The 25,159-nt window shown below is 67.9% G+C and carries 13 protein-coding genes and 2 pseudogenes; 7 read left to right on the top strand and 8 right to left on the bottom strand.

Annotated features, from left to right (window positions below):
* Positions 1-66: 66 nt before the first annotated feature.
* The 4 genes from AC07NF_RS24205 to AC07NF_RS24190 are packed head-to-tail and all read right to left on the bottom strand — an operon-like array spanning position 67 to position 6,272.
* Positions 67-588, bottom strand: a complete 522-nt coding sequence (locus AC07NF_RS24205; protein ID WP_494633257.1) for a GNAT family N-acetyltransferase — start codon at positions 586-588, stop codon at positions 67-69.
* On the bottom strand, positions 548-3,679 hold the full coding sequence (locus AC07NF_RS24200) for an efflux RND transporter permease subunit (protein ID WP_494633256.1): 3,132 nt from the start codon (positions 3,677-3,679) through the stop codon (positions 548-550). The genes AC07NF_RS24205 and AC07NF_RS24200 overlap by 41 nt, the downstream gene beginning before the upstream one ends.
* Positions 3,679-4,755, bottom strand: coding sequence for an efflux RND transporter periplasmic adaptor subunit (locus AC07NF_RS24195; protein WP_494633255.1), 1,077 nt, complete (start codon positions 4,753-4,755; stop codon positions 3,679-3,681). The genes AC07NF_RS24200 and AC07NF_RS24195 overlap by 1 nt, the downstream gene beginning before the upstream one ends.
* Positions 4,752-6,272 carry an efflux transporter outer membrane subunit gene (locus tag AC07NF_RS24190; RefSeq protein WP_494633254.1) on the bottom strand — a complete coding sequence of 507 codons (1,521 nt, stop codon included), beginning with the start codon at positions 6,270-6,272 and terminating at the stop codon, positions 4,752-4,754. Before AC07NF_RS24190 ends, AC07NF_RS24195 begins: the two co-directional genes overlap by 4 nt.
* A 144-nt stretch (positions 6,273-6,416) precedes the next feature.
* Between AC07NF_RS24190 and AC07NF_RS24185 the strand changes: the two are divergent.
* The 4 genes and pseudogenes from AC07NF_RS24185 to AC07NF_RS24170 all read left to right on the top strand — a co-directional run bounded on the left by AC07NF_RS24185 (position 6,417) and on the right by AC07NF_RS24170 (position 14,476).
* Positions 6,417-9,790, top strand: a pseudogene (locus tag AC07NF_RS24185) (TonB-dependent receptor).
* A 135-nt stretch (positions 9,791-9,925) separates the two neighbouring features.
* Complete coding sequence (locus AC07NF_RS24180) at positions 9,926-10,495, top strand: hypothetical protein (protein ID WP_494633253.1); 570 nt, start codon at positions 9,926-9,928, stop codon at positions 10,493-10,495.
* Positions 10,496-10,597: 102 nt separating this feature from the next.
* Positions 10,598-11,890: pseudogene (locus tag AC07NF_RS24175) on the top strand (aminotransferase class V-fold PLP-dependent enzyme); the annotation flags it as partial.
* A gap of 237 nt (positions 11,891-12,127) precedes the next feature.
* Positions 12,128-14,476, top strand: a complete 2,349-nt coding sequence (locus AC07NF_RS24170) for a TonB-dependent receptor (RefSeq protein ID WP_492813502.1) — start codon at positions 12,128-12,130, stop codon at positions 14,474-14,476.
* A 12-nt stretch (positions 14,477-14,488) separates the two neighbouring features.
* On the opposite strand, the gene AC07NF_RS24165 is transcribed toward AC07NF_RS24170, so the two are convergent.
* The 3 genes from AC07NF_RS24165 to AC07NF_RS24155 form a co-directional block, all read right to left on the bottom strand.
* The gene (locus AC07NF_RS24165) at positions 14,489-15,208 is read right to left on the bottom strand and encodes a DUF6683 family protein (protein ID WP_492813500.1); all 720 of its coding nucleotides are present in this window, start codon (positions 15,206-15,208) and stop codon (positions 14,489-14,491) included.
* Positions 15,209-15,269: 61 nt separating this feature from the next.
* On the bottom strand, positions 15,270-16,385 hold the full coding sequence (locus AC07NF_RS24160) for a hypothetical protein (protein WP_492813499.1): 1,116 nt from the start codon (positions 16,383-16,385) through the stop codon (positions 15,270-15,272).
* Between the two features lie 90 nt (positions 16,386-16,475).
* Positions 16,476-17,711 carry a TetR/AcrR family transcriptional regulator gene (locus AC07NF_RS24155; RefSeq protein ID WP_494633268.1) on the bottom strand — a complete coding sequence of 412 codons (1,236 nt, stop codon included), beginning with the start codon at positions 17,709-17,711 and terminating at the stop codon, positions 16,476-16,478.
* A gap of 283 nt (positions 17,712-17,994) precedes the next feature.
* Between AC07NF_RS24155 and AC07NF_RS24150 the strand changes: the two genes are divergently transcribed.
* The gene (locus AC07NF_RS24150; RefSeq protein ID WP_494633252.1) at positions 17,995-19,170 is read left to right on the top strand and encodes a YIP1 family protein; all 1,176 of its coding nucleotides are present in this window, start codon (positions 17,995-17,997) and stop codon (positions 19,168-19,170) included.
* Positions 19,171-19,282: 112 nt separating this feature from the next.
* On the opposite strand, the gene AC07NF_RS24145 is transcribed toward AC07NF_RS24150, so the two are convergent.
* Entirely contained in the window at positions 19,283-21,217 is a 1,935-nt protein-coding gene (locus tag AC07NF_RS24145) for an ATP-binding protein (RefSeq protein ID WP_494633251.1), read from the bottom strand.
* 122 nt (positions 21,218-21,339) lie between these two features.
* Here AC07NF_RS24145 and AC07NF_RS24140 point away from each other — a divergent pair, with 122 nt between their 5' ends.
* On the top strand, positions 21,340-22,566 hold the full coding sequence (locus AC07NF_RS24140; protein ID WP_494633250.1) for a serine hydrolase domain-containing protein: 1,227 nt from the start codon (positions 21,340-21,342) through the stop codon (positions 22,564-22,566).
* A gap of 407 nt (positions 22,567-22,973) precedes the next feature.
* Positions 22,974-25,052: a 3-hydroxyacyl-CoA dehydrogenase NAD-binding domain-containing protein gene (locus AC07NF_RS24135; protein WP_494633249.1), complete on the top strand. Its 2,079-nt coding sequence runs from the start codon at positions 22,974-22,976 to the stop codon at positions 25,050-25,052.
* Positions 25,053-25,159 lie beyond the last annotated feature (107 nt).

Here is a 25,159-nt window from a genome sequence, read left to right as displayed (position 1 = left end):
AGGGGCAAGTGCTTGATGCCTTGCCTCTTCCCCCTCCGTCGTCTCTTCGAGCCGACACCTCCCCCGCTAGGGGGAGGATCTTCGGTAGAAGCGGGTATCCACCGCCATGCGCGGGAAGGTCTCGGGCAACTCGAATGTCTCGACCAGCGTAAACCCGTTCTTCTCGTAGAACCGGTGCGCGGCCTTGAACGCCTCGGTGGTGCCGAGCCAGACCGCCGACACGTCGTGCGCCCGAGCATGCGCCAGCGCCGTATCCAGCAGCGCCTGAGCCGCGCCAACCGCGCCCCGCGCCACCGGCTTCACGAACATCTTCCGTAGCGCCACGGCGCCGTCGCCGATGTCCTTCAGAGCGATCGTGCCGACCGCCTCGCCGTCGAGTTGGGCGAGCCAGAACTGGCCGGCCCCCGTCTGATACCAGGCCGGAATATTGGCGAGGTCGGGCTGGTCGGCGGCGGTGATGGAAAAGCCGAACTCTTCGCGCTGGATCGGCAGGATCACCCCGACGACGACGTCTTCGTCGCCGGGGTGAAAGGGCCTGATGATCACACTAGAGGCGGTCAACCGGCACGGCCTGGCCTTGCGCTTCACGCGGGGTCGCCAGGCGGCCCAGCTTCGGCTTCAGCCACGTCTCGACATCGTCGACGATCTCGTAGACGACCGGCACCAGCACCAGCGACAGCACGGTCGAGGTGATCAGGCCGCCGATCACGGCCACGGCCATCGGCTGGCGGAACTCCGAGCCGGTGCCGATGCCCAGCGCCGTGGGCAGCATGCCGGCCATCATGGCCAGGGTGGTCATGACGATCGGGCGGGCCCGCTCGTGACAGGCGTCGATGATGGCGTCGCGCTGGCTCATGCCGGCTCGCTCCTGCTCGATGGCGTATTCGACCAGCAGGATCGAGTTCTTGGCGGCCAGGCCCATCAGCATCAGGAAGCCGATCAGCGACGGCATCGACAGCGACTGGCCGGTGACCAGCAGGGCCAGGAACGCGCCGCCGATCGCCAGGGGCAGGGCCGACAGGATGGTGATCGGCTTGAAGAAGCTGCGGAACAGCAGGATCAGCACGCCGAACACCAGGCCCACGGCCGACAGCAGCGCCACGGCGAAGCCGGTGAACAGCTCGACGAAGGCTTCCTGGTCGCCGGCCGTGGCCGGAGCGACGCCAGCGGGCAGCTTCTTCATCGTGGGCAGGTTGTTGACGTCGGTCATGGCCTGGCCGAGCTGCGCGCCGTTGTTGAGGTCGGCCTCGATGGTCAGCTGACGCTTGCGGGCGAAGCGGTCGATCTTGGCCGGGCCGGCCTGGAACGACAGATCCGCCACGCTATCCAGCCGAGTCGTGCCGCCGCTGGCGGTCGGCACGCGCAGGCCGCCCAGAGCCTGGAGGTCGGCGCGGGTCTCGGACGGCAGGCGCACGCGGATAGGGATCCGGCGCTCGCCCTGGGTCATCTTGGCGACATTGGCGTCGATGTCGCCCACCGTGGCCACGCGGGCGATGGCGGCGATGTCGGCGGCGCTGACGCCCAGGCGAGCGGCTTCGTCGGCCCGGGGGCGGATGACGATTTCCGGACCGCTGGGCGGGCTGGAGGGACGCGGATCGGCGACGGTGGACAGGCCGCGCATCTCACGCTCGACCTGGGCGGCCGTACGCTCGAGCAAGGGGCCATCCTCGGCGGTCAGGATGGTCTGGACGTCCGAGGTGCCCCAGTCGCCCAGCAGGTTGACCCGGGCGTCCGGGATCCCGCGCAGGCCGTCGCGGACCACCTGCTTGATCTCGGTCACCGTCAGGTCGCGATCGCCGTTCAGCACGATGGTGATGGTGGCGTCACGGATGTCGGCGCCGCTCTGGCCGCCCCAGCCGCTGCCGATGTTCGAGCCGACCTGGGCGAAGACGTGGGCGGTTTCCGGACGCTTGCGGAACAGGGTGGTCACCGCCTGGACGGTGCGCTCCATGTCGGCCGTGGTCGCGCCGGGCGGGCCCTGGACCTTCAGATAGTAGAAGTTGGCGTTGGCGGCCGGTTGGAAGGCCGTGGGAATGAACGGCACCAGGGCGAACGACCCGATCAGGATCAGGGTGCCGATGACCAGGCTGAGGAACCGGTGGTCCAGAGACCAGTCCAGTACGTTGCGATAGAAACCCTTGAACGCGGGCCGTTCGTGAGCCTGCTTGGCCGGCTTGAGGAAATAGGCGGCCAGCAGCGGCGTCAGCAGGCGGGCCACGACCAGCGAGAACAGCACCGCCACGGCGACGGTCAGGCCGAATTCCTTGAAGAACTGGCCGGGCGTGCCGGGCATGTACGAGACGGGCACGAACACCGCGACGATGGTGAAGGTGGTGGCCACGACCGCCAGGCCGATGGCGTCCGCCCCTTCCATCGCCGCCTGATAGGGCCGCTGGCCCCGGGCGACGCGTTTTTCGATGTTCTCGATCTCGACCACGGCGTCGTCGACCAGGATGCCGATGACCAGGGTCAGGGCCAGCAGGGTCACGACGTTCAGCGAGAAGCCCATCACCGCCATGAAGGCGAAGGTGGGGACCAGCGACACCGGCATGGCGATGGCGGTGATCAGGGTGGCGCGCCACTCCCGCAAGAACAGGAACACCACCAACGAGGCCAGCAGCATGCCTTCCAGCAGGGTGTGCTCGGTGGCGGCGAAGCTGGCGCGGGTCTCGTCGACGGTCGAGAAGATCTTCACGAACTTCACGCCCGGCTGCTTGGCCTCCAGGGCGTCGATGGCTTTCTTGACGTTGTCCTCGACGGCGACGTCGCTGCTGTCACGGGTCTTCATCACCTGGAAGGCGACGACGTTCTTGCCGTCCAGGCGGGCGAAGCCGCGCTGTTCTTCCGAGCCCTGGCCCACCTCGGCCACGTCGGTCAGCTTCACGTAGCGGCCGCCGGCGATCGGGATGGTGATCTGGCGCAGTTGCTCGACCGTGGTCGCCGCGCCCAGCACCCGCAGGGTCTGTTCGCGGCCGCCGATGTTAGCCCGGCCGCCAGGAGCGTCGACGCTGAAATTGGCCAGGGCCTGGTTCAGCTGCGGCGCCGTCACGCCGAAGCTGGCCATGCGGTCGGGATTGATGACGACGTTGATCTCGCGATCCACCCCGCCGACGCGGGCCACCTGGGCCACGCCCTTTTCGCCTTGGAGAGCGCGGGTGACGGTGTCGTCGATGAACCACGACAGCTCGGTCGAGCTCAGGTTCGGGGCCGAGACGGCGTAGGTGATGATCGGGGCGCTGGTGATCTCCAGGCGCTGGACGATCGGCTCGTCCACTTCGCGCGGCAGGATCGAGCGGGTCTGGTCGACCTTGGAGCGCACCTCGTCGGTGACCTTCTGCAGGTCTTCGCCGAGATTGAATTCGATCGTCGTGGTCGAGGCGCCCTGGACCACCGACGAGCGGATGGTCTTGACGTTGGAGATCCCGGCCACCGCGTCCTCGATGGGGCGGGTGACCTGGGTCTCCATCTCGCCGGGCGCGGCCCCGCTCTGGGTGACCGTCACGGTCACCGCGGGGAACTCGACGTTCGGGAACTGCTTGATCGGCAGGCCCAGATAGCAGCCGATGCCGGCGATCATCAGGGCCAGGAACAGCACCGCGACGGGGATCGGGTTCTTGATCGCCCAGGCCGAGATCTTCAGTTCGCCGGTCTTCTCACCGGCCTTGTGTTCACTAGCCATCAGCGGGCGGCCTGGTTAGCGGCGGGACGAATGGTGTCGCCGTCGGCCACGAACGAAGCGCCGCCCAGCACGACGCGCGTGCCGGCCGGCGGGCCCTGGACCAGCTGAGCCCAGCCGCCGCCCTTCTGGCCGACCTTGATGGCGACCTGGTGAGCGCGGTTGTTGCTGTCGACGGTCATCACCGACAGGCCGTCGGCCTCGTAGCGGATGGCCGATTCCGGGATGGCGGTGACCGGCGCGCCCGAGGCGCCGAAGGTGGCGCGGCCAAAGCCGCCCGGACGCAGGTCCGGACGCACGGGCAGGCGCACGCGCACCTTGCCCAGGCGGTTGGCGCTGTCGACGCGCGGGCTGATCAGGCGCACGACGCCCGAGATCGCCTGGCCGCCGGGCAGGGACACCTGCGCGGCCTGGCCTTCGCGGATGCCCGACAGGTCGGCTTCATTGACCTCGGCGTCCAGCTCGACCAGGCCGTCGCGGGCGATGGTGAACCACGGATTGGTCCCGCCGCCGGCGATCTGGCCGGGCTGCACGCCGCGCGACAGCACCCGGCCGCTGACCGGCGAGGTGATGGTCATGCGCGAGGCGCGGGTGCGCAGTTCCTTCAGCGCCGCTTCCTGGGCTTTGGCCTGATAGCGGCGGGTCTCGATCTGCTCCTGGGACAGGATGCCCTGGCCATCCAGGCCGGCGACACGCTTGGCCTCGGCCTGGGACTGGGCGGTGACGGCCGCCTGCTGCTCGACCTGGGCCCGCAGCAGGGTGTCATCCAGCTGGACCAGGGGCTGGCCGGCGCGGACCCAGTCGCCCTCGTCGGCATAGAGGCGCGCGACGCGGTAGCCGGTCAGCTCCGAGCCGACGGCGGCCTCTTCGCGCGAGACCAGCAGGCCCGAGGCCTCGACCCCGCCGCCCAGCGGCCGGGTCTCGACGCTGCCGACGCTGACGGTGCGCGCCTGGGCGGCGGCGGCCGTGGCGGGCTTCTTGTCTGCGTCCTTCTTGCCGCCACAGGCGGTCAGACCCACGGCGCTGCAGACCAGGGCGGTGGCGATCAGGTAACGGGTCGTCATCGTTTCGGGTCTCATTGCGCGGAAGGCTTGCCGAAATCGGCAGGCTTTTGGGGAATGCTCTGCGGGGACCAGCCACCGCCGAGCGCCTTGTAGGTCTGGACGGCGCGTTGCAGCGCCTGGGTCTGGGCCCCGGTCAGGGCCGTGCGGGCGTTGCGCCAGGACTGTTCGGCCTGGAGCGCCGTGGTCAGGTCGGTGAGGCCGGCGGCGTAGCCCTTGCGGCTGGCCTCGTAGGCGCTGGCGGCGCGGCGCTCGCCGGCGGCCAGCAAGGTCACGCGGCGCTCGTCAGCGGCTTGCTGGACCAAGGCGTTCTCGGTCTCGCCGAAGGCCGTCTGGACGGTCTTCTCGTAGGTGACGGCGGCCTGCTCGACGCGGGCGTTGTCGGCCTTGATGTCGGCCATCAGCCTGGGAATGTTCAGCACCGGGATCGACAGGTCCGCGCCGATCGACCAGGCCGAGCTGGTCGTCGACTGGGTCGAGCCGGGCGACAGGAAGCTGGGGCTGATCTGCTTCTGGATCCCGATCCCCGGCGTCAAGGTCAGGGTCGGGAACAGGGCCAGCTCGCTGATGTTCAGATTGCCCGATGCCGAGGCCAGGCGGGCGGCGGCTTCGCGCACGTCGGGGCGGCGGGCCAGCAGCTCGGCGGGCGCGGCGGCCGGGACCGGCGGGGCCTTGGCCAGCACCGGCTCGACCGGCAGGCTGGCCAGCGGATCCACGCCCTTGCCGACCAGGATCAGCAGGCTGCGGCGGGCGGCCTGCAGCTGGGCTTCCACCTGGGCGACCTGGGCCTGGGCTTGGGCCAGGTCGGCGGCGGTGCGGTCGCCCTCGGAGGTGGCCGACAGGCCCCGGCGGCCCTTCTCGTCCGAGACCTTGAACAGGTTGTCGGCGATCGTGGCGTTGGCGCGGGCGTCTTCCAGCTGCACGGCGTAGCCGCGGGCTTCGAAATAGGACTGGGCGACGTTGGCGGCCAGGGCGGCGCGGGCGCCTTCATACGAGAAGCGGGCGGCGGCCAGGTCGTTGTCGACCACGCGGCGGGCGGCGCCGCGACGGCCGATCAGGTCCAGCTCCCACGAGACATCGAAATTGGCGGCGTAGGTCTTGGTCACCCCGCCCAGCGTGAAGCCGCCGGTGCCGCTCTGGTCGATGATGTCGGTGTCGGTCCGCTTGGCCGAGCCGGTCAGCGGCGTCTGCGGGATGTAGATCTGCCGGATCTGGCTGCTGCGCACGGCGCGGGCCTCTTCCAGCTTGGCGGCGGCCATGCGGGCGTCAGGGGCCTTTTCCAGCGCCGTCGCGACCAGATCGTTCAAGACCGGATCGTTGAAGGCGGTCCACCATTGGTCCAGCGCCTGGGAAGCCAGAGGCGAACCAGCAGGCGCCTCGAAGGCGGTCGGCAGCTTTACGTCGACCTGACGCGCGGGCGTGGTGCAGGCCGAAAGGCCCGCGCCCGCGACGACGGCCGTGCCGATCAGCAGGGCATGGGACAAGCCAGAAGGCCGGCCTGGACGCCTGAGGGCGCCGGTCTTGGCGAAACGCATAGAAATCCCAACCCAATTATTTCCCGCTCGTAGCGGGTTTGGCGACCAACGGTTTCCCACTTAGGGGGCCTGCCCCCGCAGGAAAACCCCCCGTCGAACGCTTTAGCGAAGCTTATGTTGCGATGCACGCGTCATAACTGATCGCTGATCCCATACCTGTCAGCAGTGCGACGGGCTGACGCAGGCTCTGTTGCCCTTGTGTTGCGGCGGTTGACGGCGCTGCAAAACATACCGCATCATCGAAACAGATGTTCGATCTTTGTGATCGGCATCCGCCTCGGTTGCAAAACCTGGGCTGTATGCGTGGCTTTTCAAGCGTCCGACCCCAGGGGAACCAAGGTTTGTCGGCTCCAGAAGGCGCATCGCCAAGTTTCGAAAAAGAACGCTCCTCACGGCGCGCCGGTCCGGCCGTGCGCGTGCGGACGTGTGGATTCGGGAGATCGCCACCCCGCTGAACGACCCCTGGTCGCTCCATGACGAGCCGCCAGTTCAAAAAATAATCGAGGGAGGGAAAACCAATGAAACGAACCAGCTTCCTGCGCGGGGGCTCGTGCCTCGCGCTGGCCATGTCACTAGCCAGCGGAGCGGCCTATGCTCAGCAGCGCAACGACGCCCCGGTCGAGGTCGAGGAGGTCGTCGTCACCGGCTCGTTCATCCGGGGCACGCCCGAGGACGCGGCCCTGCCGGTCGACGTGATCGGCGCCGAGGAGCTGCAGAAGCGCGGCTCGCCCTCCACCGTCGAACTCTTGAAGGCGCTGTCGATCTCCAACGGCGTGCTGGGCGACACCAACCAGTTCGACAGCCGCGCCCAGGGCTCGGAAGGCTCGGGCTCGGTCAACCTGCGCGGCCTGGGCTCGCAGCGCACCCTGGTGCTGCTGAACGGCCGCCGCCTGGCGATCAACCCGTTCGGCGCGGCCGGGGCGGGCATCGTCGACACCAACATCATTCCCGCCGCCGCGATCGGCCGCCTGGAAGTGCTGAAGGACGGCGCGGCCGCCACCTACGGCTCGGACGCCATCGCCGGCGTCGTCAACTTCATCACCAAGAAGAACTTCGAGGGCCTGGAAGCGGCCGCCGACTACCGCCACATCGACGGCTCGAAGGGCGACTACGGCGGCAGCCTGACCTGGGGCAAGACCTGGGACAACGGCAACGTCCTGGCCAGCCTGGGCTGGCAGCACCGCTCCAAGCTGTCGGTCGCCGACCGCGAGTGGGCCAACCAGCCGTATCTGAGCAACCCCGAGGCCGGCTGGTCGGCCGCCGGCAATCCGTCGACCTTCATCCCCCTGGCCAGCACGACCAGCGGCATGCGCGACCCGGCCTGCGCGGGCCTGGGCGGCTATCCCGGCTTCAGCGGCCTGACGCCGGTCTGCTACTGGCACTATACGCCGTTCGACAACCTGGTCGAAAAGTCCAACGCGGTGCAGGCCTATGCCGAGGTCAACACGGATCTCTCGGCCAAGACCAAGTTCCACGCCGAGGTGCTGTACGCGCACACCGACGTGCCCGACTGGAACACCTCGCCGTCCTATGCGGCCCTGGCCGTACCGACGGCGGAAGTGGCCCCGATCGCCGCCCTGGCCGGTCGCTACTTCGTGCCGGCTACCAACCCCGGCCTCGCGGCTTTCATCGCCGCCAACCCGACCGTCCAGCTGACCAACCTGGCCACTGGCGCGACCACCACCGCGCCCGGCGCGATCTTCGCCGGTGGGGCGCTGAACGCCGCCAACCGGCCGTTCGGCATCGGCGGCAACCCGAAGTTCGGCTACGGCCCGTCGATCGGCTCGCGCTCGTTCGACGCCTTCCGGGTGTCGGCCGACCTGTCGGGCGAATTCGACAACGGGATCGGCTGGGACGTCGCCCTGACCTATTCGCAGGAAGTGGGCATCCGCACCGGCTACGACACCCTGGTCAACCGGTTCGCGCTGGCCCTGCAGGGCCTGGGCGGTCCGCTGTGCGACAGCAACCCGTCGCTGCCCGGCATCCAGGGCACGCCCGGCGTCGGCCAGTGCATGTATTACAACCCCTTCGCCAGCGCGATCCCGTCCAACGCCATCACCGGCGTGGCCAATCCGGGCTACAATTCCGCCCTGGCCAACAACAAGGATGTCGTCGACTGGTTCTTCAAGAAGCTGTCGACCAAGCAGTCCTCGCGCCTGTTCGTCGGCGAGGCCGTGCTGAACGGCAAGACCAGCATCAGCCTGCCGGGCGGCGACGTCGCCTGGGCCGCGGGGGTCCAGTACCGCCGCAGCTACTTCAAGGCCGACTACAACGACATCAGCAACGCCGCGATCAATCCGTGCGTGAACACGCCCGACTTCGGGGTGACCAACTGCACCGGCTCGCAGCGCAACGGGCCCTTCATGTTCCTAGGGGTCGGCAACGAGGCCGATAACCAGAGCGACGTGATGGCCGGCTTCGGCGAGCTCAGCGTGCCGATCAGCGACGACTTCCAGGCCCAGTTCGCGGCCCGCTACGAGAAGTACGGCAACGGCATCGGCTCGACCTTCAATCCCAAGGCTTCGCTGCGCTGGCAGGCCCTGCCGTGGCTGGCGTTCCGCGGCTCGGCCGGCTCGACCTTCCGCGGCCCGCCGGACCCGCAGACCACCACCACCTCGGTGACCTCGCTGCAAGGCATCCTGGGCGTGTTCCGCGCGGTCGATATCTTCGGCAATCCGAACCTGAAGCCGGAAAAGGCCAGGACCTACAACTTCGGCACGCTGTTCAACGCCGGCGAGTTCAAGGCCAGCATCGACTACTTCTACTTCGACTTCAAAAACCCGATCGTCGCCGAGCCGGTCGCCGGCATGGTCGCTTCGCTGTATCCGAACGGGGCGGCGGGCGCGAACAACTGCGCCGATCCGGCCTATGCGGGCCTGGTCTCGCGCTTCACCTTCAACGGCGCCTGCGGGACCCCGACCACCAGCATCGCCCGCCTGCGCACCAACTACATCAACGGCGCGCCGGTGAAGAATGCCGGCTTCGACTTCTCGGCCGAGTATCGGTTCAAGGAGGTGATCGGCGGCGACCTGACCTTCGGCGGCAACGCGACCTACATCCAGAAGTACAAGGTCGGCGCCACCGTCGTGGAAGGCATCACGGTCGAGAAGGCCTTCGACGCCGTGGGCCTATTGAACTACCAGACCACGGTCGTGCCGATCCCCAAGTGGAAGGGCGACGTCTTTGCCGAATGGAACGCGGGCATCCATAACCTGCGCCTGTCGGTCCACTATATCGGCAGCTACACCGACCAGCGCACCGCGCCGTTCGCGGCCAACGCCTACAAGGACACCACGGGCGCGTTCGTGACGGTCGCCGCCGGCAAGAAGATCGAGAAGCAGGTCCTGACCGACCTGGCCTATCGCGCCCTTCTGCCGTGGGACACCACCCTGACCCTGGCCATCACCAACCTGTTCGACAAGGACCCGTCCTACGCTCGCCTGGACCTGGGCTACGACCCGTTCACCGGCGATCCGCTGGGCCGCACCTACAAGGTGGGCCTGCGCAAGAAGTTCTAGTTCCTCCGGCCAGTACCTCGAGTGTTGTGGGAACTTGCGGCGCGTCCTCCCCGGGGGCGCGCCGTCTTCTTGCGAAAAGGGATGGCGAGCGCGCGGTCCGGCCTCTAGCGTGCGCGGCGCAACCTGAGGTTTTCGATGCTTCGCGTCCTGTTCCTGATCGCCGGCCTGACGATCGCGTCTCCCGCCCTGGCCGCGTCGTGCGTCGAGGGCGCGGCGGACGCCAAGCCGCTCGAGATGACCAATCCCGATGTGGGGGCGCGGCTCCTGGTGATGCAGGGTCTGTGGACACGGCTGACGGTCGACAAGTTCTACAAGGAAGATCTGGCCAAGATCCGCACCGCCTGCGAACGCGGCGCGTTCGAGGTCGGCGGCAAGACCTACGCCCTGCGCGGCGATAGCAACGATGCGGTGGTGCTGTCCCGCGCGGCCTTGCCCGCCTCGAAGAAGGACCCTCTGGGCTACCTGACGCCGACGCCCGACCTGATCGCCGCCATGACGGCCGGCAAGCCGGGGACGCCGCCGACGATCCTCGGCTACGCCCTGGTCACGGTCGACGGCGATCAACACACGACCTGGCGCGTCTATGACAAGCTGCCGGTCGACGCCGTGCTGCTGACCGACTTCGCCCAGGCCCTGTCGGGCCAACTCCAGCCGCTGATGCGCTGGAAGGGCGGCAAGGTCGAGATCATCGTGCCCAAGCGTTAGGCCGCGCCGCGAGAAGGACGCAGCGGCGGCGCGGAGGACTTGCCAAGCTGGACGGGCTCGGACCTCATGAGTGTTACATTGTAACTCTCTGCGAGATCGCTCCCGATGGCCGCCACGCCGACCCGTCGCCTGCTGCTGAAGTCCGCCGCTTTCGCGGGCCCCGCCCTGGCGGTCGCGCCGGTCATGGCCCAGCCTCTGGTTCTGCGGCCGAATTCGATCCCCGCCGCCGAGCTGCCCAAGCACTACGACGTCACGCCGGGCGTCCATAACCTGGAGGCCGGCTACTGGAGCATGATGCCGCGCGTGGTCGCCGACGAGTATGCGCGGCAGGTCGCGGCGGTGAACAGCGCCAACGCCGTCTGGGCGCGCAATGTGCTGCCGGGCGGCGAGGGCTGGACCACGACCTTCAAGGCCGCCCAGGCCGCCATCGCCCGTCAGATGGGCTGCACGCCCGGCGAGATCGCCGTCACCCGCAGCGGGGCCGACGCCCTGCAGATGCTGATCTGCAACTACAAGCCGCTGAAGCCCGGCGACGCGGTGATCCACTGCGACCTCGACTACGACGCCATGATCGCGGCCATGAGCTGGCTGGGCTCGCACCGGGGCGCCAAGGTCGTGAAGTTCGCCATGCCTGAGCCGGCCACCACCGCCAACATCCTGGCCGCCTACGAGGACGTGCTGAAGAAGACGCCGGAGGCCAAGCTGCTGCTGGTCACCCAGATCTCCAATCGCACCGGCCTGGTGACCCCGGTGCGCGAGATCGTCGCCATGGCCCGGGCGCGGGGCGTCGACACCATCGTCGACGCCGCCCACGGCGTGGCCCTGTTGGACTTCCAGGTCGAGGACCTGGGCGCGGACTTCGTCGGCTGGTCGGTGCACAAGTGGACCTCGGCCCCGCTGGGCACCGGCGCGATGTACATCCGCAAGAGCCGCCTCTCCGACATCGACATCGCCTTCGGCAGCACCGTGCCGGCCGACGACATCAACGCCCGCGTCCCGCCGGGCACGGTGAACTTCCCCGGCGTGGCGACCATCCCGACGGCGGTGGACTTCCACTTCGCGGTCGGCGCGGCGGCCAAGGAAAAGCACATGCGGGCCCTGCGCGACCGCTGGGTGCACGGCGTGGCGGACCTCGCCAATGTCGAGATCGCCGTGCCGGACGATCCGGCCCGCTACTGCGCGATCACCAGTTTCCGCCTCAAGGGCATGGACACCGACGACAAGGCCAAGCTGGTGCAGAAGGTCTTGTTCGAGCGCCACCGCGTCCACACCGTCTGGCGCACGGGCGTCACGAAAGGGCCGGTGATCCGGGTGACGCCAGGCTTCTACAGCACGCCCGAGGACGTCGATGCGTTGGTCAAAGCGCTGCGGGCCGAGCATCGGATGTTCGCTTAAGCCGTCGTGGCGGCGCTGTCACAGTTGATTCAGCCGCTGTTCCGCGAAGGCTTGAGCCGCTGAGCTTCGGGCGGCTCCCTCGCCAACCCAGCTGGATAAAGGTCTGTAGGCCGATCATGACAAATCCATGACGTTCGCGCGTCTGGGTGTCTCGAGAACCCTTTGAAAGGTTTGGAAAAATGTAAATTTGGCTACATGTGGCCCGGCTAGGTCTCGCCCCCTCTCAAGGGGATAAAAATGAAGACCTCTCTCAAGCTGCGCGCCTTCCTCCTCGCCGGCGCCGCCATCCTGGCCGCCCCCGTCGCCGCCTTCGCCGAGACCGCTCCGGCTGAAGCCGTCGCGACCGCCGCCGCCGATCCGGCCGCCAATCCCGCCGACGAAAACACCGCCCTCAGCGACGTCCTGGTCACCGCCACCCGCCGCGAGACCAAGCTGCAGGAAACCCCGATCGCCATCTCGCTGATGGACAACAAGGCGCTGGAAGCGCGCCGCGTCCAAAGCCTGATGGACCTGAACGACGGCGCCATCCCCGGCCTGCGCGTCGCCACCTTCGAGGCCCGCCAGTCGGCCCTGACCATCGGCATCCGCGGCATCGTCCCGCTGGACGCCAACCAGCCCGCCCGCGAGCAGGGCGTCGGCGTCTATATCGACGGCGTCTATCTGGGCCGCCAGCACGGCCTGGGCGCGGCCCTGCTCGACATCGAGCGCATCGAAGTCCTGAAAGGCCCGCAAGGCACGCTGTTCGGCCGCAACACCGAAGGCGGCGCCCTGAACATGGTCACCCGCCAGGCGACCGGCGAGTTCGACCTGCGCCTGAAGGCCGGCGTCGGCAACTACGGCTCGCACAATGCCGAGATGCACCTGAACCTGCCGGCCGTGGGCGACTTCGCCTTCAAGATCGACGCCGCCCTGCAGCGCCAGGACGCCACCACCAAGAACCCGCTGCCCGGCGCGATCGGCTGGAACGCCTATGACCGTCGCGGCCTGCGCGCCCAGGTCCGCTGGCGCCCGACCCAGAACTTCACCGCCGACCTGATCGGCGACATCGGCCAGGACAAGAACACCCCGTTCTACAGCCAGCTGCTGGGCTACAACCCGCTGGGCCTGACCGTCGGTCCGGCCACGGGCACGCTGCCCTCGGGCCAGATCCGTCCGCTGCCGTCGATCGTCATCGCCAGCGACAAGCGCATGAAGATGGCCGACATCGGCGTGCCCCAGCAGTGGAGCGTCGACGACACCAACGGCGTCTCGCTGAACCTGAAGTGGGTCGCCAGCGACAACCTCGAACTGCGCTCGATCACCGCCTATCGTGAAGTCGACGTCGACCAATGGGACAATGCCGGCGGCGCCCACCGCATCCCGGCCTATTCGCCCAACACCAACTTCAGCCGCTACAGCCTGGCGGGCCTGTGGCAGCACCAGTTCAGCCAGGAATTCCAGGCCGTCGGCAGCCTGGACCGCTTGGACTACGTCGCGGGCCTCTACTACTTCACCGAAGACGCCAGCGACGACGCCTCGACCCCCAGCACCAACCGCTGGAACGCCGACGGCACCGGCTACACCATCCTGGATCCGGCCCCGACCATCCGCGGCACCCGCTCGATCGACCGCGCTTCGCGGGCCACGGCCGAGAGCTACGCCGTCTACGGCCAGGCGACCTACACCCCGGCGCTGCTGAACGACAACCTGCACCTGACGGTCGGCGGCCGCTTCACCTGGGACGACAAGAGCGGTGAGCTCTACATCGTCAATAACGTCCGCACGAACCTGACCTTCGCCCAGAAGAACGACCGGTTCGACCCGATGGTCACCCTGGCCTATGACGCGGCCGAGAACGTCCATGTCTATGCCAAGTACTCGACCGGCTATCGCGCCGGCGGCGCCAGCTCGCGCTCGCTGACCTACCGCGCCTTCGGTCCGGAAGAGGTCAAGGCCTACGAGATCGGCGCCAAGACCGACCTGTTCGATCGCCGCGTGCGCCTGAACCTGGCCGCCTACGCCATGGACCGCCAGGGCAGCCAGATCGACTTCAGCCTGGTGACCGTCACGGGGTCCTCGACCCGCAACACGCTGGAGACCATCAACGCCCCGGGCACCACGAAAATCCGCGGCTTTGAAGCCGAGGGCCAGTGGCGCGTGACCGAGGGCCTGACACTGTCGGCGGCCTATGCCTATACCGACACCGAGGTGCCCCCGACCCGCAACCCCTTCAACGGTCAGCTGCAGCCGGTGTTCATCGTCTTCACGCCGAAGAACGCGGGCAGTGTCTCGGCCGACTACGAGGCGCCGCTGTGGGGCGCGACGTTCCAGGCCCACCTGGACGCCAACTACTCGGACGCCACCCAGACCTTCGACCAGACCGACGTGAAGGCCGACAAGTCTTTCATCATGAATGCCCGCGTCGGGCTGGCCGACATGCAGCTGAAGGAGGGCGGCCCGCGCATGGCGCTGTCGCTGTGGTCGCGCAACCTGCTGGACGCCGACTTCGTCTACCGCCGCGACCCGGCCAACCGGGCGACGCTGGGCGACTACGGCAACCTCAACGCCCCGCGCACCTACGGCGTCGAGCTGTCGGTTCGCTACTAAGCGCTAAAGGCTTCACGCCCGTCGGACGAACCCGGCGGGCGTGAGGTTCAGCTGGCGCAGGTTCACGCCCATCTCGGTCTTGAACCGGGCGTTGGCGGCGTCGCCCAGGCGGCGGGCCAGGTCGCGGTCGCCGCGCTTCATGGCGTCCAAATAGGCCGCGTGCTGCAGCAGGAAGTTCAGCATCAAGGTCTCGGCCATCTCCTGCCGCTGGGCCGAGTTCAGGCGGGTGTAGGCGGGATTGTCGGCGATCATGCCGCGCACCTGCCGCAAGGCGCCCTGGGCCTGGGCGCGATTATTGTCGGCCCCATTGGCCATCACCCAGTTCAGCACCCAATAGCCGGCCAGGGCGTCAGCGACATCGCCCGCACGCAGGCCGTCGCCGCCGACGATGCCGGCCCAACTCTTCACCGGATCGCCGGTGCTCAGGATCCCTGCAATCCTCCGTTCGGCCTCAGGTCCGGACTGCCGCCCGACCCAGTCGGCGAACTGCCGCCGCACCCGCTGGCTGACGGCCGGGGAGGGCGCATAGGCGGTGGTCGTGGGCTTCGCCTTCGGGCGAGCCGGCGCGTTGGAACGCCCTGAATTGATCGCCGCCTCGACCCGCTGCTGGTTCAGGATGGAGTTGAGCTCGAAGCCCTGCGGCAGCACCGTGGGCATGTCCTGGGCGGCGGCGGGGATCGGCGCGGCGAGCAGGGCGGCGGCCAGCAGCACGCGCGCGAAACGGGTCGGCATCGGAGGCTCCCTTCCTAGGCGCCTGCGCTAACGCCCTGGGTTGAGGAAGGCTCCCGCCGAACTAGAGGTAATCCAGCAGGCTCGGCGGCCCGGCCAGCGAGCCATCCGCATTGAACATCTGGGCCAGCTTGTCGCGCGAGGCCTGCAGTTCGACCATCTTGCCGTAGACCGCCGGGGTCCAGCCCGAGGCTTGGCGTTCCTCGGTGGTCATGCCGGCGTAGCGGGTGATCATCGCCTTGCCGAAACCGCCTTCGTCCTCGCTGGTCGCGCTGTAGCTGGCCTTGATGGCGTCGCTGTCGCGCTGGCGGATCTCGGCCTTGGCCTGGGCGATCTCGTGGCCCGAGAACTGCTCGTCCTTGTTCAGCGCGATGGCCGATAGCGAGCGGTCGTCGAAGCGGCGGAAGTCGATCTCGCCGCTGCTGGAGTCCTTGGCCGCCTCGGGGGCGAAGGCCAGCTCGTACTGCTTGTCCAGCGCGGTGCGGACGTCGCCGGCGACCTTGCCGAAGTCTCGGGTCTTGGCCCCGGCCACGGCGCTGCCGGTTTCCTTCATGTAGGCGGCGACGCTGTCGCCCTCGATGCCGGCCGGCGCCAGGCCCGGACGGGTGATGGCCTGCTTGCGGCCCTCGACCAGGGCTTCGCGCTCGGCGGTCCAGGCGGCCGAGCCCTTCTCCTCGGGACCGGCGGCGTCCAGCTGGTCCAGAGCGGTCTGGTACAGGCTGGCATAGTCGCCGGTCAGTCGCGCCTGGGCGGCGGGGCCGGCCAGGGCGGTGTCGTGCTGGCCCTTCAGGGCCAGGGCCGCGACCACCTGCTGGTCCATCGGGAACTGGCCGCCGCGATTGCTGGCGACGGCATAGAGCGTGCGGCGGTCCAGGCTGGTGACGTCGATCGTCGCGTCGCCGTCCTTCAGCGCGCTGGAGGTCTTGGCGGCCTTGAGCAAGCTGGCGATCTGGGCGCGGGCCTCGGCGACGACGGCGTCAGTGGTGCGCGAGTCGGTCTGGGCTTTCAGCGCGGCCTGGGCGGCGGCCGACAGGGTGACATTGACCGCCGGCGTGTTGATCGTCGGGCTTTGGTCGCGCGTCTGGCCATAGCCGGTCGACTGGTTGGCGCGCTGCGTCGCCGTCTGCCCGGCGGTCAGGCCGGGCGCATAGGTCGGCGAATACGGGTTGATCGTCGTCATGGCGCGGACGGAACTCGAAGCGAATCAGACGCTTGACGATACCAGCCGCCCCCAGGGCAGGGCCACCCTATGGTTAATAGGTCGCAACCTTTACGCCAAAACCCCGGTCAGCAGGGGCTTGGCGAACAGGCCGGCGGCCTCGTCGCGCTCCAGGCCGGGCACCCACGCGCCCAGCGAGGCGGCGGCGTTCAGCATCGAGTTGATCATGTGGGCGGCGATGGCGGGATCGATCGGGCGGATCGAGCCGTCGGCGATGCCGTCCGAGATGATCGAGCCGAACCGCTGCCAGCCGCGCGCATACCCGTCGGCCATGTCGTGGCGCAGGGTGTCGGGCAGGGCGCCCATCGACGAGGCCCGCAGCAGCGGTCCGTGCTCGGACAACTGGTAGCTGGCCAGGCCCGCGGCTGTGGACGTCAGCTGGGTCCAGCTGTCGGCCTCCAGCGAACGAGCGTCCAGCTGCGAGCGGCGGGTGACGGTGAAGGTGCGCTCGAAGCACTCGGACACCAGGGCGTCCTTGTCTTCGTGGTGGTGGTAGAACGAGCCCTTGGTCACGTTCAGCGCCGCCGAGATGTCCTCGACCGAGGCGCCGCGATAGCCGCGCTGGTTGATCAGGCGGGTGGCGGCGACCAGGAAGGTCTCGCGCCATTCCAGGCCTTCCGGCGACAGCGGGGTCGGATCGGGCAGGGCTTGCGGGGCCCAGGCGCGGCCGCCGGCGGGCAGGCCGTTCAGCAGGATGTCGCCCAGGCGGTCGCGCACGCGGCCATAGTCCTCGACGTCGTAGCGGCGCAGCCAGGTGCCCGACCAGAACACCTGCTCCATCAGGAGGTGGGCGCGGGCGTTGCGCTGGCGCTTGTCCAGGTGGGCCAGGGACGGATCGTCGAAGAAGCTGCGCACCCGGCGGAAGAGGTCGTTGAAGGCGCTGACCACCGAACCACGCAGGGGCTCCTTCAGCGCCTTGATCTCGGCGAAGCTGGTCAGGGGCGTGGCCTCGCCCAGGCGGACGCGGCGGTTCAGGTCGAGATACAGGTCCAGGAATTTCAGGATGCGCGCGGCCGGGGTCGTCTCGGCGGCGGCCTCGCCGACCATGGCCTCGAAACGCTCCAGCCCGCGCATGAAGCAGGCGGCGGCCAGGTCGTCCTTCTTGCGGTAGTAGTAGGTGACGCTGGTGGTGTTCAGGCCGACCTTGGCGGCGACGTCGGCCAGGGTCATGCCGCGCACGCCCTGACGGTTCAGGATCGCCGTGGCGGCCGCCAGGATCGTCTCCTTCTTGCGGGCATAGCGCGCTGTCGCCGCCCCCGCGATCCGACCGTCATCCATCGTCACCAACCCCAAGAAACCCGTCCTTCGCCGGTTGCGCCAGTCGTTGGACGATCGGGTCCAATTTAGGCGCGGGGAGGGCCATCTTAAAGGGCGGCTCCGTCCGTCTGGGGACAATAGGCGCCCCGTACAGCCGGGGTTTGTCAGGAATGTTGCAGTCCAACCCATTTTCTGAGCGCCGCGACGGTGGTTGGACCTGTCGGAAAACGTTGTTTCGACCTCCGCGCGAACTGTGACTAGATGGGGCCATCGGGGCGGGCGCTGGATTCCTTATCAAGGAGCGTTCGCGAAAATGACGGTAGTTGAAGGCGGATCGGCGGGGACCGGTCTGGTCGCAAGGATCAAGGGCATCCTCATCTCTCCCGCCACGGAATGGGAGAAGATCGAGCGGGAGCCCGCCAGCATCGGCGGCCTGTTTGCGGGTTATGTCTGCATCCTGGCGGCCATTCCGGCCGTCGCCGGGCTGATCGGCGGGCAGGTGTTCGGCATCGGCGTGCCTGGCCTGTCGTTCAAGCCCGGCCTGGGCGCGGCGATCTCGCTGGCGGTGGTCGGCTATCTGGGCTCGCTGATCCTGACGGCCGTGCTGGGCCTGATCATCGACGCCCTGGCCCCCAGCTTCGGGGCCGAGAAGAACCGCGTGCAGGCCTTCAAAGTCGCGGCCTATTCAGGCACCGCCGGCTGGGTAGCGGGCGTGTTCCAGGTTATGCCGATGCTGGGCATCCTGGCGCTGCTGGGCAGCCTGTACGGCTGCTACCTGCTCTATCTGGGCCTGCCGCGCGTGATGAAGGCGCCGGCCGAGAAGGCCACCGGCTATGCGGTCGTCACCATCATCGTGGCCATCGTGGTCTCGCTCGTCATCGGCGTGGTCACCACCGCGATCGGCGGCGTGGCCGGCCTGTCGGGCCTGGGCGCAATGAGCCATGCCGACAAGGCCTCGGGCACGGTCGAGATCAACGGCAACAAGGTGGATCTTGGCCGCATGGAGGCCGCCGCCAAGCGGGCCGAGGAGCTGTCGAAGAACCCCGGCAAGGCCGCTTCGCCTGAAGCGCTGAAGGCCCTGCTGCCCGCCAGCGCCGCCGGCTTCAACCGCGCCAACGTCGAGACCACGTCCAGCGGCACGGACCAGGCCCAGATCGTGGTGGCCACCGGCCAGTACGAGAAGGCCGGCGGCGGCTCGTTCCGCCTGACCATCACCGACCTTGGTCCAGTGGCGGGTCTCACCGCGTTGGCGGCGGGTATGGGCGGTCACGCCACCCGCGAGACGGCCGATGAGTACGAGAAGACCACCACGGTCGATGGCCGCCTGACCACCGAGCAGTGGAACCGCCAGAGCAACTCCGGGAAATATTCGGTGGTGGTCGGCGACCGCTTCGCGATCGAGGCCGATGGTTCGGCGGGGAGCGTGGATGAGCTGAAGCAGGCCGTGCGCGCGGTGGACGCGGGTCGGCTGGAGGCGATGGCGAAGTAGGGCAGTGGGGCCGCCCTCGTCCTTCGACAAGCTCAGGATGAGGGCTACTTTTGGCGGTTCACTAGAAACCTCACCCTGAGCTTGTCGAAGGGCGGGGTTTCGGGCCCTCGGCCTACGACGCCTTGCGCGTCCCCGACCGTTCCGCCGTCAGGGCCCGGGCGATGGCTTGGGTCAGGGCGGCGGGGGAGAGGGGCTTGGCGATGGCGCCGTCCATGCCGGCGGCCAGGTAGGCGGCCTGCTGGTGGGCCATGGCGTTGGCGGTCATGGCCAGGATCGGCACGGCGCCGGCCGGGCCCTTGAGGGCGCGGATGCGGTGGGTGGCCTCGACGCCGTCCATGCCGGGCATCTGGATGTCCATCAGGATCAGGTCGAAGCCCCCGCGCGTGGCGGCCGCCACGCCCAGGACGCCGTCCTCGGCCGTGTCGATCCGCGCGCCCAGGGCCTCCAGCATGCGGCCGGCGATCAGGCGGTTGGTGGCGTTGTCCTCGACCAGCAGCACCCGCAGGCCGGCGAACAGCGGGGCGTCGGGCTCATCGGTCTCGCTGGCCCCCTGTCCGAGATGGGGGGGCGCGCAGGCCTCGGCCTCCAGGTCCAGCCAGAAGGTCGAGCCCTTGCCCAGTTCGCTCGAGAACCCGACCTCGCCGCCCATCATCTCGGCCAGGCGTCGGCAGATGGCCAGGCCCAGGCCCGAGCCGCCGAAGCGCCGGGTGGTCGAACCGTCGCCCTGGCTGAAGCGCTCGAACAGCTGGTGGCCGGCTTCCTCGCCGATGCCGACGCCGGTGTCCTGGATCTCGAAGCGCAGGCGGGCGCGGTCACCGTCGCGATGACCTGAGAGTCGCGCCACGACGCCGCCCTCCAGGGTGAACTTCACGGCGTTGCCCAAGAGGTTGAACAGCGCTTGGCGCAGGCGCAGCGGATCGGTGGCGACCCAGCCCAGATCCCCCGGCGCTTCGACGCGCAGGTAAAGGCCCTTGGCTTCCGCCTGGGGCCGCAGCATGTCGGCCACCCCGGCCAGCAGGTCGGCGGGCTCGACCGGTTCGGTGGTCAGCTCCAGCTTGCCGGCCTCGATCTTCGAGAAGTCGATAATGTCGTTCAGCAGCTCCGACAGCATCTCGCCGCAGCCCAGGGCCTCGTTCAACAGGCGGCGGCCGTCGTCGGTCAGGCTCTCGTTCTTCAACAGGTGCAGCACGCCCAGCACCCCGTTCATCGGTGTGCGGATCTCGTGGCTCATATTGGCCAGGAACTGGCTCTTGGCCTCGGCCGCGCCCAGGGCCGCATCGCGGGCCTCCACCAGCTCGGTGACGTTCTGGCTGATGCCGATCACGTCCCACGCGTCAGGACTGGAGCCGCGCACCCCGCGCCAGGCGCAGTGCATGTGGGCCCATTGGCGGGTGGCTGGATCCAGGTACCGATAGTCGATCTCGACATGCTCGCCGCGCCGCAGGGTCTTGGAGAAGGCCCCCCAGACGCGCTCGCGGTCGTCCTCGTGGATCGACATCGTCATCTCGGTGACGGTCATGATCCGCACCCCGCCCTGGGGCGAGCTGGGGGTGGGGATGTCCTGGTCGAAGACGTAGACGCCCTTGCGCGGATTGAACCGCCAGACATAGACGCCGGCGGCGGTGCGCAGCAGTTCGTTGGAACGTTCGGTCTGTTGGCGGGCGATCTCGTGGGCGCGGTCCTCGCTGAAGTCCTGGAAGACGATCAGCAGGCCGCCGCCCTCCAAGACCTTCGACTGCGAGCGCACCCACAGCCAGCCGCCGCCCTTGCGGGCCAGACGGTGTTGCGAGCGGGCATGGCCGACCGCGCGCAGGGCGTCGGCGATCGCGTAGATCACCTCGGTGTCGTGCAGGTGGAAGAAGTCGCGGATCGGGCGGCCCAGGGTGTCCTCCGGCGTCCAGCCGGTCAGGTCGGTCCAGGCCGGATTCACACGGATGATCGCGTCGTCCTGGAGGACGACGAACATGTCGAGGCTGCTCTGGAAAAACCAGTCGGCAGCCGCGGCTTCGATTCTGGAGGCAGCCTCGGTATCCAAGTGCTTGCCCATCCCGTTTCCCTCGTTTTCAATCGGTATCGCAGGATCGGGTAAAGTTTACGTTGCGGCATAACGTCCGAACGCGAGTCCTGATCCAGGCCAATGAAAGTCGTCATCAAGGGGAGAGCAGGGCGTTGAGTAAGCCAGAAGCCGTTGGACTGTCGTCGGATCGACTTAACCGCATCGAGACCTTCCTCAAGGGAAAGTATATCGACACCGGTAAACTGCCCTGCGCCCTGACCCAGGTCTGGCGACGCGGGAAGTTGGCCTACACGTCGGTGCTGGGCAGCGCCGATGTCGAGCGCGGCAAGCCGCTGGCGGCCGACAGCCTGTTCCGCATCTACTCGATGACCAAGCCGATCACCAGCATCGCCTTCATGATGCTGGTCGAGGAGGGGCTGGTGTCGCTGGATGACCCGGTGCACCGCTTCATCCCGGCCTGGCGCGACCAGGGCGTGTTCGTGGCCGGCGTGCAGGGCGCCTTCCAGACCAAACGCACCGCCGAGCCGATGCGGATGCTGGACCTGCTGCGGCACACCTCTGGGCTCACCTACGGCTTCCAGAACCGCACCAATATCGACGCGGCCTATCGCAAGCTGAAGCTGGACGGCATCGACAGTGAGGGCGGGCTGCAGGGCTATGTTGATGCTCTGGGTACGGTGCCGCTGGAGTTCTCGCCGGGCGAGGCTTGGAACTATTCGGTCTCGACCGACGTGCTGGGTTATCTGGTCGAGAAGATCTCGGGGATGCCGTTCGACGTCTTCCTGAAGACCCGCATCTTCGATCCGCTGAAGATGGTCGATACAGGCTTTTTCGTGCCGGAAGGCCAGCGGTCGCGCTTCACCGCCTGCTACGCCCTGACCCCGTCGGGCAAGGTGGTGCTGCAGGACGACCCGGAAAAGAGCCGCTTCCTCAGCGACCCGATGGTGAAGTCGGGCGGCGGCGGGCTGGTCTCGACCGCAGACGACTACATGCGCTTCTGCCGCATGTTGCTGAACGGCGGCGAGCTGGACGGCGTGCGCCTGCTCAGCCCCAAGACCATCAAGCTGATGACCATGAACCACCTGCCGGGCGGCAAGGAGCTGGTCCACCTGTCAAAGTCGCTGTTCAGCGAGGCGGTGTTCGAGGGGCTGGGCTTTGGCCTGGGCTTCGCGGTGACCATCGACCAGGCCCGGACCAAGAACCTGGGTTCGCTGGGCGAATACTTCTGGGGCGGCATGGCCTCGACCGCGTTCTGGATCGATCCGGTCGAGGACCTGGCGGTGGTGTTCATGACCCAGCTGATGCCCTCGACCGCCTATCCGATCCGGCGGGAATTGCGGACCCTGGTCTATTCGGCCTTCACGGAAAGCGCAGCCTGAGACGTAAAGAAACGGCGCGGGATGCCCTCCCGCGCCGAGTTGCGCTTTACCAAAGTCCGACGCATTGCGAGCAATACGTCACGCTCGCGGAATCCACCGACTTCGAAACGTCAGGACGCGTGCAAGTCGCGCCCAAAGCCCATGACTTTCCGCGAACGCCCTCCCCAGTGCGGGTCATTCTCTCTGGAATTCAGGCAAATGCGGCGCCCGAGCATCCCTCGGCGGCGCATCCGCTGCCACGGATGACCTCGACTGAAACTAACGTTTCGAATTTGGAGTATGCGTTTGAAGTCGTCAACACGACTTGCCCGAGAAACAGGCGCCGCCACGGAGGTCTGGACATCTTCGCGTGAGCGTGCAGGCTGGCTTCAAACAATCGTTCAAACGAAAAGCAGGGTCGAAACGCCATGGCCGCGATCAACGCCGTCACCGATCTTTCCGTCGAAGGCGACATCGGCGTCGTCACGCTGAACTCGCCGCCGGTCAACGCGCTGTCGGCCGCTGTCCGCGAAGGCTTGAAGGGCGCGTTCGACGCCGCCATCGCCGATCCGGCCGTGCAGGCGATCGTGCTGATCTGCGAGGGCAAGACCTTCATCGCCGGCGCCGACATCACCGAGTTCGGCAAGGCCATGACCGGCCCCAGCTTGCAGGACGTCCAGAACGTCATCGAGAATTCGCCCAAGCCCGTGGTCGCGGCGATCCACGGCACGGTGCTGGGCGGCGGCCTGGAAGTGGCGCTGGTCGCCCACTACCGCGTCGCCGTGCCCTCTGCGAAGGCCGGCCTGCCAGAAGTGAACATCGGCCTGCTGCCCGGCGCCGGCGGCACCCAGCGCCTGCCGCGCATCGTCGGCGTCGAGAAGGCGCTGGAGATGGTGACCAGCGGCCAGCACGTGCCGGCCAAGGCGGCTCTTGCGATGGGCCTGTTCGACTCGCTGGTCGAGGAAGGCGCGCTGCGCGACGGGGCCATCGCCTTCGCCCGTGTGGTGCTGGCCGAGGACCGGCCGCTGAACAAGGTCCGCGAGCTGAACGACAAGGTCGAGGCCGCCCGCGGCAAGCCCGAGATCTTCGCCGACTTCCGCAAGGCCAACGCCAAGAAGTTCCGCGGCTTCATGGCCCCGGAGAACAACATCAAGTGTATCGAGGCGGCGGTGAACCTGCCCTTCGAGGAAGGCCTGAAGGAAGAACGCCGCCTGTTCATGGAGCTGATGACCGGCACTCAGTCGGCTGCCCAGCGCTATGTGTTCTTCGCCGAACGCCAGGCCGCCAAGATCCCCGACGTGCCGGACGACACCCCGCTGATCCCGGTCAAGAAGGTCGGCGTCATCGGCGCCGGCACCATGGGCGGCGGCATCTCGATGAACTTCCTCAACGCCGGCATCCCGGTGACGATCATCGAGGCGAAACAGGAGAACCTCGACCGTGGCGTCGGCGTCATCCGCAAGAACTACGAGAACACCGCCAAGAAGGGCCGCTTGACCCAGGACGACGTCGAAAAGCGCATGGGCCTGCTGACGCCGTCGATGAACCTGGAGGACCTGGCCGACTGCGACCTGATCATCGAGGCCGTGTTCGAGCTGATGGAGATCAAGAAGGAGGTCTTCGGCAAGCTGGACAAGATCGCCAAGCCCGGCGCGATCCTGGCCTCGAACACCTCGTACCTGGACATCGACGTGATCGCCGCCTCGACCAGCCGGCCCGAGAGCGTGATCGGCCTGCACTTCTTCTCGCCGGCCAATGTCATGCGCCTGCTGGAGATCGTGCGCGGGGCCAAGACCGACAAGTCGGTGATCGCCACGTCGATGCAGATCGGCAAGAAGATCGGCAAGGTCGCGGTGCTGGTCGGCAACTGCCACGGCTTTGTCGGCAACCGCATGTTGGCCCAGCGCCAGCGCGAGGCCCAGAAGCTGATCCTGGAAGGCGCCATGCCCTGGGACGTCGACCGGGTGCTCTACGACTTCGGCCTGCCGATGGGGCCGTTCGCGATGAGCGACCTGGCCGGTCTCGACATCGGCTGGGACCCGGCCAAGACCTCGTCGTCCACCGTGCGCGAAGTGCTCTGCGAGATGGACCGTCGCGGCCAGAAGAACGGCAAGGGCTTCTACGACTACGACGAGAACCGTAACGCCAAGCCCAGCGCCGAAGTCGAGCAGGTGATCCGCGACTTCGCCGAGAAACGCCAGATCCAGCGCCGCGAGATCAGCGACCAGGAGATTCTGGAGCGCTGCCTGTATCCGATGGTCAACGAGGGCGCGAAGATCCTGGAAGAGGGCAAGGCCATCCGGGCGTCCGACATCGATATCGTCTGGATCAACGGCTACGGCTGGCCGGTGTATCGCGGCGGCCCGATGTTCTGGGGTGAGCTGGTCGGCCTGGACAAGATCCTGGCCAAGATGCGCGAGTTCCACGAGACGCTGGGCGAGGACTTCAAGCCGTCGGCGCTGCTGGAGCGGCTGGTCGCCGAGGGTAAGGGGTTCAAGGACGCTTAAACTTCTCCCTCCCCCTTGATGGGGGAGGGGCAGGGGTGGGGGTGACTACGGCGATCGATGCCGCGCCCTCACGTCCGACGCTGTCACCCCATCCCCAACCCTTCCCC

The sequence above is a fragment of the Caulobacter sp. GW821-FHT10A06 genome (assembly GCF_059415805.1).
The sequence above is the reverse complement of the archived record's forward strand: the minus strand, read 5'-3'. Positions and strand labels throughout refer to the sequence as shown.